Genomic DNA, 13,522 nt, shown 5'->3' on the forward strand with positions numbered 1-13,522 from the left:
TTGATGCTTGATGATCCTGGCGAGCGCTTTTACGTGTGCTCGTGCGCCGTAGTCTGTAAGATGACAGGCATCACCACAATGACGCGTTGGCTATAAAGTCATAACCATCAGGAATGTGAGGCAATGGAGACGCGGGATATCGAATACATACTCGCCGTGGCGGCGCACGGCGGCATCGGCCGTGCCGCCGACGCGCTGGGCATCAGCCAGCCGGCGCTGACCAAGGCGGTGCAGCGGGTGGAGACGCAGGCGGGGCTGCCGCTGTTCGAGCGCACCGCCAACGGCATGACCGCCACCTACGCCGGCACGCGCTTCCTGGAGCGGGCGCGGCGCATCCAGCTGGAATACGAGGACGGCATCAAGGAGATGCTGGGCATCCGCACCGGCGAGCAGGGCATCCTGCGCGTGGGCTATTCGCCGTCGATCCCGGGCAGCGTGATCCTGGGCGCTTGCCGGCAACTGGTGCGCGAGCGTCCCGTGGCACGGCTGCGGCTGCGGCGCAGGCTGGCGCGCGACCTGCTGGACCTGCTTGCGGCCGGGGAACTGGATGTAGCGGTGGCGCCGGCGCCTTCGGCAGCCTCATCGACTACCTTTGCGGTGCAGCCGCTCTTTGACGACCGGCTGGTGGTGGTGGCTGACGAAGGCCATGCCTTGCTGCAGCGGCGCAAGCTGCGGCTGGCGGACCTGGCGGACCAGGAATGGCTGCTGCCCGAAGGGCATATCACGCTGCGCCAGCAGGTCGACGCGGCGTTCCGCCAGCGCGGCCTGCCGGAGCCGCAACCGCGCATCGAGATCGACTTTGGCAGCAGTTCACTGTTTGCGCTGATGCAGGGCACGCAGATGCTGAGCATCGCCAATGAAGGCGGCGATGCCATGCAGCACGGCCTGCGTGTGCTGCCGCTGGGCGTGGAGGAGCTGGACCTGCGCCGGAACATCGGCGTGATCTCGCGCGAGGGCGCCTACCTGTCGCCGCTGGCGCAGCGCCTGACGGTGCTGCTGCGCGAGCACAGCCGCTGAGCCAGCGGCAGGGCCACGCGGTTATTGCAGCGGAATCTTTGCCACCGCCGCCAGCCGCTTCCAGCGCTGGATCTCGTCCTTCTGGTACTGCAGCATCTCGGCCGGCGACGACAGGATCAGCTTGGTGGACTGGCGCGTGTAGTACTCGCGCACATCCGGGGCGTTGCCGGCCTGCGCAAACAGGTCCTGCAGCCGTTTCACCACTGCCGGCGGCGTCTTTGCCGAGACCGCAGCGGCTACCCAGTTGTAGGCCAGGAAGTCAGGCAGGCCGGCTTCGACGATGGAGGGCACGTCCGGCAGCAGCGGCGAGCGCTGCGGCGCGGTGAAGGCCAGCGCGCGGACCTTGCCGCCACGGACCAGTTCGATGGCGCCGGTGGCATCCACCACGGCGAAGTCGACATTGGCCGCCATCACGCCGTTGATGGCATCGCCCGCGCCCTTGTACGGCACGGCGGTGGTCTTGATGCGGGCCAGCTCGTTGAGCCACTCGGAGTAGAGCGTGTAGGAGATCGAGCCCGAGCCGTAGTTGAGCGCGCCGGGGCGCTTGCGGGCATCCTCCAGCAGCTCGGCCAGCGTGCGGTAGGGCGAGCTTGCCGGCACGATGATCACGCATGGCCCGCGCGACAGCAGCGTGATCGGCGCGAAGTCCGTCAACGGGTCATACGGCAGCTTGCGGAAGGTGGCGGCATTGGTCGACAGCGTGGAATTGCTGCCGATAAAGACGGTGTAGCCGTCAGGCGGCGCGTTCAGCGCGGTCTGCACGCCGATAAAGCCGTTGCCGCCGGGCTTGTTCTCCACCACCACGCCCTGGCCGGTCAGCTCGCCGATCTTCTTGGCGAACATGCGCGCGGTGGTGTCGGTGCCGCTGCCGGAAGGGAAGGGCACGACAAAGCGGATCGGGCGGGCGGGGAAGGCGTCGGCGGAATCGGCGGCGGGCGCCGTCAGCGGCGTGGCGGTGCCGATGGCCGCCAGCGTGGCGGCAGCCAGTCCGAGGAAGCGGCGGCGGGAACGGAAAGCCTGTTGCATGGTGTCTCCTGAGCGTGGAATGCCCGGCGTGTTCCCGCCGGTGCAAGGGATGAACGGGGGCTTAGCGGCGCAGGCCGAGCAGGTCGCGCGCAATCACCCAGCGGTGCACCTCGCTGGGCCCTTCGTAGATGCGCATCAAGCGGGTCTCGTTGGCCATCTGCTGCAGCGGCAGCTCCTTGGTCATGCCCATCGCGCCGAAGGTCTGCATGGCGTGGTCGATCACGTCCCAGGCCATCTCGGTGGCGAATACCTTGATCATCGATACCTGCGTGCGCGCCTCGTCGCCCGCGTCGATGCGGCTGGCGGCTTCGTAGGTCATCAGGCGGCAGGCGTGGATGCGGGTGGCGGCGTCGGCCACCCACCACTGGATCGCCTGGCGCTGCGCCAGCGGCGCGCCGAAGGTCTGGCGCTGGGGCGCGTATTCGCAGATCATGTCCAGCGCCCGCTGCGCCCGGCCGATGCACCACGCGGCCATCTGCACGCGGCGCGTGGACAGCCGCGCCTGCATCGGCGCAAAGCCCTGGCCCTCGGTGCCCAGCAGCTGCGAGGCGGGGATGCGGCAGTCTTCCAGCACCACCTCGTAAGTCGATGCGCCGCCGATCATCGGGATGCGGCGCTCCACCCGGAAGCCCGGCGTGCCGCGCTCGACGATAAAGGCGGAGATGCCGCCGCGCGCGCCCTTGGCCTTGTCGGTCACTGCCATGACGATGGTCCAGTCGGCGCGTGCCGCGCGGCTGATCCAGATCTTGCGGCCGTTGAGCACCCATTGGTCGCCGTCGCGTTCGGCGCGCGTGGTCATCATGGCGGGGTCGCCGCCGGCGCCGGGTTCGGAAATGGCGATGGCCGACACGGTCTCGCCGCGCGCATAAGGGGCCAGGTAGCGCTCACGCTGGGCCTCGCTGGCGCTCAGCATCAGCATGCGCAGGTTGGGCGAGTCCGGTGGCAGTTCGTAGGGCGTGATGGTCTTGCCCAGTTCTTCGTTGACGCCCACCATTGCCACCGTGGGCAGGTCGGCGCCGCCCATCTCCGTGGGCGCATCCAGGCCCCACAGGCCCAGTTCGCGCGACATCGCGTCAAGCCGCGCGTGCTCTTCCGGCAGCAGCGTCATCTGCCCGCCGGCGGCTTCGCGCGCCAGTACCGCGGGTTCCAGCGGGATCAGCTGCTCACGCACAAAGCGCGCGACCAGGTCCTTGAGCATCCGGTGTTCTTCGTCCAGTTCAAAGTTCATGCCTGTCTCCTGCTGATTCGTTATCGTTGGCTGACGCCTTGCGCGAGGCCCAGCTCCTGCAGGACCTCGGCAGTGTGTTCGCCCAGCCCCGGCGCATGGCGGCGCAGCGACAGCGGCGTGGCCGAGAAGCGCGCGGCGGGGCGTACTTCGCGCAGCGGGCCTTCGGTGGGGTGCTGCGTTTCCTGGAACAGGCCGACGGCGCGCAGGTGCGGGTGGTCGACCAGTGCATCCAGGCCGTAGATCGGCGTGGCAGGGATGTCGAGCGACTCGAACAGCGCCATCCATTCGTCGGTGGTGCGCGCCGGCGTCAGCTCGGCCAGGTGCCCGTACAGCGCGCGGATATTGGCGTTGCGCTGCGCGCGGTCGGCCACCTCGTAGCGCTCGGCCAGGTCGTCGCGGCCCACCGCGCGGAAGAAGGCTTGCCAGTGGCGCTCGGTGTAGGGCAGGGCGCAGATCCAGCCGTCGCGGGTCGGCGCGGGTCGGCGCCCGCCTTGCAGCAGGCGGGCGTAGCCGGCACCGGCGGGCGCGGGCTCGAAGGTCAGGCCGCCCAGGTGCTCGGCCATCACGAACGCGGTCATGGTCTCCAGCATCGGCACTTCCACCGACTGGCCGACGCCGTGGCGCTCGCGGTACAGCAGGGCTGCCAGCACAGCGTTGGCCAGTGCCAGCCCGGTGGTCTTGTCGGCGATCAGGCTGGGTACATATTCCGGGCGATCGCCGGTGGTGGAACCCAGCGCGACCAGCCCGCAGCCGGCCTGGATGATGTCGTCGAAGGCCGGCTTGTCGCGGTGCGGGCCGTCCTGGCCGAAGCCGGTGGCCACGCAGTAGACGATGCGCGGGTTGATGCGCGCCACCTCGGCATAGCCGAAGCCCAGCCGCTCGATCGCGGCTACGCGCATGTTGTGCACCAGCACGTCGGCGCTGGCGATCAGCCCGCGCAGCGCCTCGGCGCCCTCAGGGGTCTTCAGGTCGAGCACGACCGAGCGCTTGTTGCGGTTCAGCGCCAGGTAGATCGAGCTCATGCCGGCGTGCTGCGAGACGCCGTTGGCGCGCATCAGGTCGCCTTCCGGCCCTTCGATCTTGATCACGTCGGCGCCAAAGTCGGCCAGCACCTGCGTGGCCAGCGGCCCGAGCACGACCGCGGTAAGGTCCAGCACGCGGATGCCGTCCAGCGGGCCGGCCGGCGTGGCGCGGGTGTCTTGTTCGCTCATCGGGCCCACTCCTTCAACGGCGCTTGAACACAGGGGCGCGGCGCGCGGCCATGGCGGCGACACCCTCGCGGAAGTCTTCGCTGCGGAACTGTCCGTGCTGGATTGCCAGTTCGCGCTGGTTGATCTCGGCAATGCGGTCGGCCAGCCCTTCGCGCAGCGTGGCGCGCGTGGTTTCCACGGCCAGCGGGGCAGAGGCGGCAATCTCTTGCGCCAGGGCCATGGCGCGGGCATTGACCTGCGCCTTTTCCACCAGTTCGTCGGCCAGGCCGATCTCGACGGCGTCGGTGCCGGTGATGCGCCGGCCGGTGTAGAACAGCAGCGCGGCCTGCTGCTCGCCCACCAGCCGCGGCAGCGTCAGGCTCATGCCGAATCCGGGGTGAAAGCCCAGCCGGTTGAAGTTGGCGCTGAAGCGCGCCTCGGCGCAGGTCACGCGGAAGTCCGCCACCAGCGCCAGCCCCATGCCGGCGCCGATGGCGGCGCCTTCCACCGCGGCCACGATCGGCTTGCGGTTGCGGTAGAGCCTCATCGCATGCGCGTAGAAGCCGCCCGGGTCGTTGGCAACCGCGCCCTGGTCGGCGCCGCTGAAGTCGGCGCCGGCGCAGAACGCGCTGACGCCGGACGCCAGCACGATGGCGCGGCAGTTGTGGTCGTCGTCCAGCGCCTGCAGGGTGTCGGCCAGGCGCCGCATGATGTCGGCATCGACAAAATTGTGCGGCGGGCGGGACAGGACGATGCGGGCTACGTGGCCTTCATGGGTGACCTGGATATCGGCGTCGGTTGACATGCTGGGCGCTCCTCTGTGTTGGGTCGGCTCGGGGCCGGGATGCACACAGTATTCGCGCCGCGCGGCCGTACCGCTATACTCGAATTTCACCAACCGAAATTACTGACGATGCCGGACGCTGTGCTGCCAGAGCCCTCCACCCGCCGCGTCACGCACCAGACCGGCCGCTTTACCCGCGACACCGCGGGCAGCCAGTCGCTGGAGCGCGGGCTGGTGCTGCTGCGGGCCTTCCGCGTTGGCACCACCAGCCTGACCAATGCTGAGCTGGCGGTGCGCACCGGCCTGCCGCGCCCCACCGTCAGCCGGCTGACGCGCTCGCTGGTGGATGCCGGCTTCCTGCGCTATGACGTGAACGAACGCGCCTACCGGCTGGCACCGGTGGTGCTGAGCCTGGCCGATGCCTTCCACCAGTCCAGCCGCGCGCCGGACATTGCATTGCCGCTGATGCGCAAGGTGGCCGAGGCCGGCAAGGTCAACGTGGGGCTGGCCGTGGGCGACCAGCTGGAGATGGTGTACCTGGCGTCGATCCGGCACAGCCGCGACAGCGTGTCGCGCACGCGGCGCGTGGTGCCGGGAACACGCGTGCCGATGGAGATGACGGCGATCGGGCTGTCATGGCTGGCGGCGCAGCCTGAGGGGGTGAGGGAAGATCTGCTGGCCGGCATCGCCGCGCGCCAGGGCGAGGCCTGGGCTGGCATGCGGGCGCAGGTGCTGCGCAGCATTGCGCAGGCGCAGCGGCACGGCTATTGCACCGCGGCCTACCAGCCCGGCCACCTGCTGGCCGTGGGGGCCGCATTCTCCGGGCCGGACCAGCAACTGTACGGGCTCAATATCAGCTTCCCGTTCAACGAGAGCGAGCGCAGCCGCGACAATGCCCGCTATGCGGCCCAGCTGGCGCGGCTGGTGGCGGACATCCAGGAGGCCTGGCGCCGCGCGGCCGGATAATCCGGACTCAGTACACCGACGGCATGCCTGCGGGCCGGTTCTTGAAGCGCCGGTGGATCCAGTAATACTGCTCCGGCATGGTGGCGATCTGGGTTTCGAGGAAGGCGTTCATGCGGCGCGCATCTTCTTCAACGCTGCCGGAGGGGAAGCCTTCCAGCGGGTCGAATACGCGCAGCCGGTAGCCACGGTAGTCGGGCAGCACCTCGGTGGTAAACGGCACCACGCGCGCGCCGGTCATGCTGGCCAGGCGCGAGGCCGAGGTCAGCGTGCAGGCCGGTACGCCAAAGAACGGCACGAACACTGAATCGTTGATGCCGAAATCCATGTCCGCCGCCAGCATCACCGGGCAGCCCGCGCGCAGCGAGCGCACCACCTGCTTGCCGCTGCCGTGGCGCGGGATCATCTCAGCGCCGAAACGCCCGCGCTGCGTGCGTGAGATCTCTTCCAGCATCGCGCTGGACATCTTGGTGTACAGCGAGGCCACCGGGTGGCGCATCGAATAGAACATGCAGCCGGCCTCGATGCCGACGAAATGGAAGCCCATGAAGATGGTCGGATGCTCCGCGCACGAGGCCAGGTCGATGCGCGTGTCCAGTTCCACCAGCTTGCCCAGGCGCTCGGCGCTGCCGAACCACTGCACGCCGCGCTCCAGGTAGCTGCGCAGGACGTGGCCGAAGTGGTTCCGTGCCAGCTTGTCCCGCGTGTCTGCATCCATGTCCGGGAAGCACAGGGACAGGTTGGTATGGACAATGCGCCGGCGGCGGCTGGGGATGCGATATAGCAGCTTGCCGATCGCATCGCCCAGGCGTGCGGTGACACCGTACGGCAGGGCGGCGACGAGCTTGAAGACTGCGATGGTGAGCGCAGCCTGGAGCCGGTGTTTCATGAATATCCTAGGGAGCGGCAGCGGCGGCTGGGGCAATGGCCCCGGGCAGGCGGCTGCGCGGCAATAATTCGGGCGGTGTGCCGGCTGAGAGGGGCGGCGTGAGTGCGCTATGCATCGCTGCGCAAGCGTTCTCCGAAGGGCGCACTGTAGCACGACGGCTGCTGCCCGGCGATGACGGTTACTACCAGTAGCAAACAGAGCGAGATTATTGCAGCGCCTGGGGGATTCCGCGGAAATGCCCTGGCAGGGGCAGGGCATTTCCGACTGTGCCGGGTGCGATCCGGAGAAAGGAAAATGGCACTGAATAATACGCGCAGGCGGTGTCGCCACGCCTGCAATAATGACCGGCGGGATTATCGACAGGCATTTCTCAGGGCTTTTTCAACTCGCCCAGATAGTAATTGACCTCGGCAAGCAGTGCGCGGTGGAATTCCGCCGGCAGGACATGGTCGTCGGTCAGCGACATCAACTGGTTGATGCGCTGGCGGAAGCGCTGCTCGGCGCTGGCGCGCGCCGCTGGCGGCAGGCCCGTGGTCAGCGAGCACAGCAGCTCGCGCATCACCAGCAGGCGCGCGCCGTACTGGATCATGGCATCGCCTTGTGTCTTGAGGTTTTGCGCCAACTGTTCCGGCATCGATTTGCCCGGCTCGCCGGGCGCAGCCGGCGCGGGAGCTTCGGCGGCGTTGTGGTCATTGTTGTCGGGCGCGGCCGCGCCGGTCTTTTTTCCAAGCATAGTGATCCTGAACATGGGCGAGGCTCCCTGGTACAAGCGGGGCCGGCCTGAAACGCCGGCGGCCTGGATGGCAGAAGCACTCATCATGGAAGCCTGCCGTGCACCGGACTGTGCGGCGGCAGACACTGGGACGCCTTGCGCGGCGTCAGCCGGCCAACGCCGCCGGCGCGGGTTTGCGGCCCTTGCCTGCGCGTGCCGGCGGCAGGCATAGCCCGCAAACGTAGCGGTGGCGCGCATCGTCGGCCTGCACGACATACTCACCCCGGCAGTCCCTGCAGCACGCCAGCCGCAGCATGCCGCGCTCATAGAAGCGCACCAGCGTCCAGGCGCGGGTAAAGCTCAGCTGCGAGGCCTCGCCGGTGGCGCACAGCTGTTCGCGGTACATGCGGTAGCTGGACAAGACCGCGCGGATCCCGTCCAGGCAGCCGCCGCTGGTCATGAAGCGGTAGGCGCCAAGCAGCATCGAGGCATGGGCATTCGGGCGCCAGGTGACAAACCAGTCCGTGGAGAACGGCAGCATGCCCTTGGGCGGCGACACCCCGCACAGCTCCTTGTACAGCCGGATCAGCCGCAGGCGTGGCAGCGACACTTCGGATTCCAGCACCTGCAGGCGGGCGCCCAGGCCGATCATCTCGATCGCCAGGCGGATCTGCTCAACATCCTGCAGCATGCTCTTGCCGGGAAGCGGGGGCCTGGCGCGCGGAACCGGGGCCGGTGAGCCGGCCACAGCCGTGCCGGCGATATCGTGTACATCCATTGGTCTCCTCCTGGGATATATCGGAAATGGGCGCGGGCAAATGCCGGTTGCTGATCCGGCTTGCCCGAGCCTGTCTCCGATAATCATGACCCGGCGTGTCACCGTGCGCGGCACGGCTTCTCGCGGGTCCGGGGCTCAGGTTTCTCGTAGTCGAGGAGGATTTTTGGATCGATCGGGGAGTTATAACCATGACATGCATCAACAATCATATTTCCACGATTATTGTGTGTCATGTACGGCGCCTGGATTTGACCTTCCCTACCTTGGTGTAGGAGAAGTGCCCGCGCGCTATCGGACTGACGCCGATTTCATTGGCAGGCCCGTGGACTACGCTGCAAGAACACCAACGACGGAGCGACCCATGGCTGCGAACTTCCTGATCAGGCAGACGGCGCAAGGCTGGGAACTGGCGGTCGAAAGTGCCCGCAAGGGCCTGGTGCACTGCGAGGATCGCGAAATCGCCGTCAATATCGGCATGGCCGCGGCCAGGCGGCGTGGCGTCGGGCTGATCGTGCAGGAAGAAGAGGGCGGCAACAACACCTCGCGCGGCATCACGCCACTGGCTGCCTGAACGGGCCCGCCCCGCCCCGTAGCGCCGGACGGCCCCTGCGTGCCATCAGAACACCCCAAGCCCCAACCCCGCCGCCAACCCCTCACCCAGCTCCGCGCAACGCGCCAGGTCCCCGGCTTCGATCTGCTTGGGCGCAAGGATGCGCTCCGGCGTCTGCGCATGCGTACAGACGATCAGCCCCGGCGCCACGCCGTTGAGCCGCCAGCCGGTGGCGATGCGGTCGATCTGGCGCAGCGCATTCTGGCCATCGCTGCCGGCGCAGATCATGATGGCGTAGGGGCGGCCGTTGATGCGGTCCAGCGCGGCGTAATAGCAGCGGTCGAAGAAGTCCTTCATCATCCCTGCCATGGCGGCCAGGTTCTCCGGCGTGGCGAAGAGATAGCCGTCGGCGGCAAGGACATCGTCGGGGCCGGCCTCGGTAGCAGTCTTGAGCACGACCGTGACGCCGGGCTGCTGGCGGGCCGCGTCAGCGGCGGCCTCGGCCATCTGCCGGGTGCCTCCGGTCATGGTGTGATAGACGATCAGCAGCGTTTTCATGCTTTGCGTGTTCACGGTATGCCTGTTGCCGACGACTGTAGCATGCAGTCGCCGGCACGGCCGGTTCACGCTGCGGCTGTCAATCCAGCTTCACCCCGGTATCCGCCGTCAGCTTCAGCACCACCGGCAAGTAGGCCTTGTATGCGGCCTCCGCCTGTGCCGGGGTATTGCCGAGCGGTTCCGCGCCCATGTCCACGATGCGCCGCTGCATGTCGGCGCTGGCGACCAGGCTGGCGGTCTCGCGGCCCAGGCGGTCGATGATGTCCTGCGGCGTCCTGGCCGGTGCCATCAGGGTGATGGGGCCGGTCAGCCGGAACGGTTCGTCGGCGTAGCCGGCCTCGGCGAAGGTCGGCACGTCTGGCAGGCCCTGTGCGCGGCGCGTGCCGGTGACCGCGAGGGGCCGCAGCTTGCCGGTGGCGAAGTGTTGCTTGAGTGCGGTCACGGAGCCCACCGTCACGTTGACCTGGCCGGCGAGCAGGTCGGTCACCATCGGCCCTTCGCCGCGGTAGGGCACGTGCAGCATGTCCGCCTGGTATTGCCTGGCGACGTAGGTCTGGATCGTATGTGGCTGGGTGCCCGCGCCCCACGACCCTATGCGCAGCTTGCCCGGCGATGCCTTGGCATAGGCCAGCAGTTCGGCAACGGTCTTGGCCGGCACGCTGCTGTTGACCGCCAGCACGGTGCGCGCGGTGGCGATGTCGGAGATCGGGCGCAGTTCGGTGCGCGGGTCGTAGGGCAGCTTCTTGTACAGCGCCAGGTTGGACGTGATCGGGCCGGGAATGGTCATCAGCAGCGTATAGCCGTCAGGCGCCGACTTGGCGACGTAGTCGGTGCCGATGATGCCGCCGGCGCCGCCCTTGTTCTCCACCACCACCGTCTTGCCGAGCTGGCGCGACAGGCCATCGCCGATGGCGCGCGCCAGCGTGTCGGTCAGCCCGCCCGGCGGGTAGGCAACGATCAGGTGGATGGGCTTGGCCGGGTAGGCGCCCTGTGCGCCAGCCGGGGCGGGCGCGGCGGCCAGGGCCAGCACGGTGAGCAGGGGCAGGGTGGCTTGCAGCAGCGGGCCGCGCAGCAGGGGGGCAGCGGTCATCATGATGGCGTTGTCTCCTAGGTATGGCATGGTCACGTGAGCGTCAACAAGGCGCGCGCAAGGCTTGCAGGGCGTTTCATATGGCTGCTTTCACGCGGCGGATGGGCGGATAGCGGAAGGTGCGCTCCAGATGGGGCGCGCCAGGCACGTAAAGACGCAACGCCACATAGAAGGGCTCGGCGGGTGCCGGCAGCCAGTTGCCGGCCAGCGCGCTGTCGGCCGGGGCCTGCGCGCCCAGCACGATGCGCAGGCTGCCGTCCGGCGCCGCGCGCAGGCCCGGCGAACGGTCGCCCAGCGAATAGCGCTGCAGCGCGTTCTCTGCCAGCATGCAATCCGACTTGCGGTACATCGTCAGCGACCAGAACGCGCCCACCTGGGGCAGTCCTTGCGGCGGGAACACCAGTTCGTACTGGTGCGTGCCGTCCAGCGGCTGGCCGTCGCCATCGCAGTCGGCCATCAGGTACATGGCTTCTTCCACGCCCAGCGCACCGATGTAGTTGCGCGCCACTCCGGCGCGTAGTGCGTAGTGGGTGCCGAAGGACGTGCGGATCTCCACTGACAGGGACCAGCCGCCGCCCAGCGCTGATGCCTTGGGCGCGGCCAGTTCGGCATCGACCTGCGCCAGCGCGGTGGCCAGGGCTGCGCGCTGCGCCTCGGTCACCGGTGCGTTGCTGCCGATGCCGGCTCGGGCAAAGGTGGCGGCCAGTTCCGTTTCGCCGGCGGGAGGCGGGTTGTCGCGCAGCATGCGGCCGACGATGGCGGCATAGCGGTCGGGATCGGTCGGCCGCTCGCCGGCGCGCATGCCGGCATCGAATACGCTTGCCGCGCTCGTGCCGTCGGGCCGGCGCAGGCGGATGCCGTCTTGCAGCGCATGGGCGCCCGGCAGGTCGGCTTCGCCATCGGCCAGGATGCGGCCGATGATCCAGACCGCGTTGGTGGGGCAGGGCAGCGGCGTTGCGCCGGCCGGCACCTCGCCCCGCCAGGCTGGCCCATGCAGCAGCCACGTGCCGCCTTGCGTGCCGGTGGTGCGGGTGCCGATATAGCCGAACGGGTTGGTATAGGCGTCGAGCAGGCCGAGCACGTAGTAGCGGCCGTGGCAGTCGGGCACGTCGAGCAGCAGCGGGCCGTTGGACAGGTCGAGCCACGCATTGGTGTAGAGCGTGTCGTTGTTCGGGGTCACGACCTGCCGGTGCTGCGGCCCGAGCAGCGTGCGCACGTGCGTGATGGTGTTGATCCAGCGCAGCGTGGAGTCGGGCCCGTCGCCGGCAAAGACCCCGGCGCTGTCGCGTCGCGGGCAGGTGGCGGCGCGCATGCGCGCCATCTCATGCAGCGGCAGCGTGTAGCGCACCGCGTCGCATGCGCGCGTGGCGACGTTGTTGTCGTGGGGTTCCATGGCGTGACTCCTTCAGGCGATGCGCCGCAACGGCGGGATCACGTAGTCGCCGGCCATGAAGCCGTCGGTGGGGTGGTAGAGGCGCAGGATCAGGTAGAAGGGGCCGTCCGGTGCCGGCAGCCAGTTTTGCTGCGCCTGTGCGGGGCGCTGATGCGAGAGGGTCAGCGTGAGGCCACCGTCGGCATCGTATTGCAGCCCGGGGCTGCGGTCGCCCAGCGCATAGCGCCCGATGGCGTTGTCGGTGAAGAAGCGGTCGGCGCCGTAGAGCGAGACCGACCAGAACGCCTGCGCCGGCGGCAGGTGTCCCGCGGGGAAGTGCAGGGCGTAGGCTTGGCGGCCGTGCAGCAGTTCGCCGTCGGCGTCGTAGTCGGCAACGGCATAGACGGCCTCGTCGGCGCGCAGTGCGCCCAGGCCCTTCATCGCGGTGACCGCGCGCTGCATCCAGTCGTCGCCATAGCGGCCCAGCAGCAGGCTGTAGGTCCAGCTCTTGCGCGCATGGCTGCGGGTGTTGGCCTCGATCAGGGCCATGCCTTCGTGCCAGGCGCGGACCAGGCCCTGTTGCACCGCAGGCCGCAGCGCGCCCACATCGACGGCGTCGCCGGCGCGGATGCCGCATTTGCGCAGCAACGACAGCAGGCCAGCGGCGGAAGGCTCGGCGGGGTACTCGCGCAGGGCGTTGAAGATGTTGGCGAAGAAGTCCAGCGCGGGCTCGCCGCCTTCCTGCCAGTCGCGCACGCAGGCGGGCTGCATTCTGGTGCCGCCGGACAGGCGGAAGCCGTTCTCGAAGGCGCTCGCCGCCGGCAGGTCGTCGGCACCGGTCACCAGCACGCGGCCCAGCAGCCAGACCAGTGACGTGGGGCAGCGCACCACGTGGTCGCCTTCGGCGTGCTGCCCGGGGCCGGCCAGCACGATGTCGGCGCCGGCCGCTGGCACGTTGCGCGGGCCCAGGTTCTCGAAGTTGTTGGTCCAGGCGTCCAGCAGCTCCACCACGTAATAGCGGCTGGCGTCCGGCAGTGCCGGCACGTGCAGCGTGACCGGGCCGTCGGCCAGGTTGACCCAGGCGCAGAAGTAGAGCAGGTCGTTGGCCGGGGTGACGACGTCGCGGTCCTTGTGCGTCCACTGGTGCGTGCTGGCCGACAGCACGTTGACGGGGGCACGGCCGTAGCCCGTGGCCTGCGCTGCGGAGGTCTGCAGCCGGCAGGTGCGCAGGCTTTCAAACAGCGGATAGGTGGCAAGCACCAGCGGCAGCGCCGCCGCGGCGGTGAGGGCTTCCTGGGGCGTGTCGATGGGTGCGCCGGCAAGGAAGGGCGCAGCGGGTTGGTTCATGGCGTTGTCTCCGTCGGG

14 protein-coding genes are annotated in these 13,522 nt (G+C 68.8%); 3 read left to right on the forward strand and 11 right to left on the reverse strand.

Features of this window, described 5'->3' with window-relative positions:
• Nucleotides 1-123: 123 nt before the first annotated feature.
• Nucleotides 124-1,017, forward strand: a complete 894-nt coding sequence (locus ACW4E8_RS35150; RefSeq protein ID WP_456808715.1) for a LysR family transcriptional regulator — start codon at nt 124-126, stop codon at nt 1,015-1,017.
• 21 nt (nt 1,018-1,038) lie between these two features.
• Here ACW4E8_RS35150 and ACW4E8_RS35155 read toward each other — a convergent pair whose 3' ends face one another.
• The 4 genes from ACW4E8_RS35155 to ACW4E8_RS35170 all read right to left on the reverse strand — a co-directional run bounded on the left by ACW4E8_RS35155 (nt 1,039) and on the right by ACW4E8_RS35170 (nt 5,266).
• Nucleotides 1,039-2,043: a Bug family tripartite tricarboxylate transporter substrate binding protein gene (locus ACW4E8_RS35155; protein WP_456808716.1), complete on the reverse strand. Its 1,005-nt coding sequence runs from the start codon at nt 2,041-2,043 to the stop codon at nt 1,039-1,041.
• Between the two features lie 61 nt (nt 2,044-2,104).
• Nucleotides 2,105-3,271, reverse strand: a complete 1,167-nt coding sequence (locus ACW4E8_RS35160; protein WP_035826245.1) for an acyl-CoA dehydrogenase family protein — start codon at nt 3,269-3,271, stop codon at nt 2,105-2,107.
• 20 nt (nt 3,272-3,291) lie between these two features.
• Complete coding sequence (locus ACW4E8_RS35165) at nt 3,292-4,482, reverse strand: CaiB/BaiF CoA transferase family protein (protein ID WP_456808717.1); 1,191 nt, start codon at nt 4,480-4,482, stop codon at nt 3,292-3,294.
• Between the two features lie 13 nt (nt 4,483-4,495).
• Nucleotides 4,496-5,266 (reverse strand): enoyl-CoA hydratase/isomerase family protein, encoded by a 771-nt coding sequence (locus ACW4E8_RS35170; RefSeq protein ID WP_114135424.1) that lies wholly within the window; start codon nt 5,264-5,266, stop codon nt 4,496-4,498.
• 108 nt (nt 5,267-5,374) lie between these two features.
• On the opposite strand from ACW4E8_RS35170, the gene ACW4E8_RS35175 reads away from it, so the two are divergent.
• A complete protein-coding gene (locus ACW4E8_RS35175) occupies nt 5,375-6,211 on the forward strand; it encodes an IclR family transcriptional regulator (RefSeq protein WP_456808718.1) in 837 nt (278 codons plus the stop codon).
• A 7-nt stretch (nt 6,212-6,218) separates the two neighbouring features.
• On the opposite strand, the gene ACW4E8_RS35180 is transcribed toward ACW4E8_RS35175, so the two are convergent.
• From ACW4E8_RS35180 to flhC, 3 genes are all read right to left on the reverse strand, one after another.
• Nucleotides 6,219-7,097: a lipid A biosynthesis lauroyl acyltransferase gene (locus ACW4E8_RS35180; protein ID WP_456808719.1), complete on the reverse strand. Its 879-nt coding sequence runs from the start codon at nt 7,095-7,097 to the stop codon at nt 6,219-6,221.
• Nucleotides 7,098-7,467: 370 nt separating this feature from the next.
• A complete protein-coding gene (locus ACW4E8_RS35185; protein ID WP_456808720.1) occupies nt 7,468-7,845 on the reverse strand; it encodes a hypothetical protein in 378 nt (125 codons plus the stop codon).
• Nucleotides 7,846-7,975: 130 nt separating this feature from the next.
• Nucleotides 7,976-8,587, reverse strand: coding sequence for a flagellar transcriptional regulator FlhC (gene flhC, locus ACW4E8_RS35190; RefSeq protein WP_456808721.1), 612 nt, complete (start codon nt 8,585-8,587; stop codon nt 7,976-7,978).
• Nucleotides 8,588-8,948: 361 nt separating this feature from the next.
• On the opposite strand from flhC, the gene ACW4E8_RS35195 reads away from it, so the two are divergent.
• Complete coding sequence (locus tag ACW4E8_RS35195) at nt 8,949-9,158, forward strand: hypothetical protein (protein ID WP_456808722.1); 210 nt, start codon at nt 8,949-8,951, stop codon at nt 9,156-9,158.
• Between the two features lie 45 nt (nt 9,159-9,203).
• Here ACW4E8_RS35195 and ACW4E8_RS35200 read toward each other — a convergent pair whose 3' ends face one another.
• The 4 genes from ACW4E8_RS35200 to ACW4E8_RS35215 all read right to left on the reverse strand — a co-directional run bounded on the left by ACW4E8_RS35200 (nt 9,204) and on the right by ACW4E8_RS35215 (nt 13,504).
• Nucleotides 9,204-9,695: an NAD(P)H-dependent oxidoreductase gene (locus ACW4E8_RS35200; RefSeq protein WP_456808723.1), complete on the reverse strand. Its 492-nt coding sequence runs from the start codon at nt 9,693-9,695 to the stop codon at nt 9,204-9,206.
• Nucleotides 9,696-9,774: 79 nt separating this feature from the next.
• Entirely contained in the window at nt 9,775-10,788 is a 1,014-nt protein-coding gene (locus tag ACW4E8_RS35205; protein ID WP_456808724.1) for a Bug family tripartite tricarboxylate transporter substrate binding protein, read from the reverse strand.
• A 73-nt stretch (nt 10,789-10,861) separates the two neighbouring features.
• The gene (locus ACW4E8_RS35210) at nt 10,862-12,178 is read right to left on the reverse strand and encodes a DUF1254 domain-containing protein (protein ID WP_456808725.1); all 1,317 of its coding nucleotides are present in this window, start codon (nt 12,176-12,178) and stop codon (nt 10,862-10,864) included.
• A 12-nt stretch (nt 12,179-12,190) separates the two neighbouring features.
• Nucleotides 12,191-13,504: a DUF1254 domain-containing protein gene (locus ACW4E8_RS35215; RefSeq protein WP_456808726.1), complete on the reverse strand. Its 1,314-nt coding sequence runs from the start codon at nt 13,502-13,504 to the stop codon at nt 12,191-12,193.
• Between the last annotated feature and the right edge of the window lie 18 nt (nt 13,505-13,522).

The organism is Cupriavidus sp. CP313, assembly GCF_054072015.1.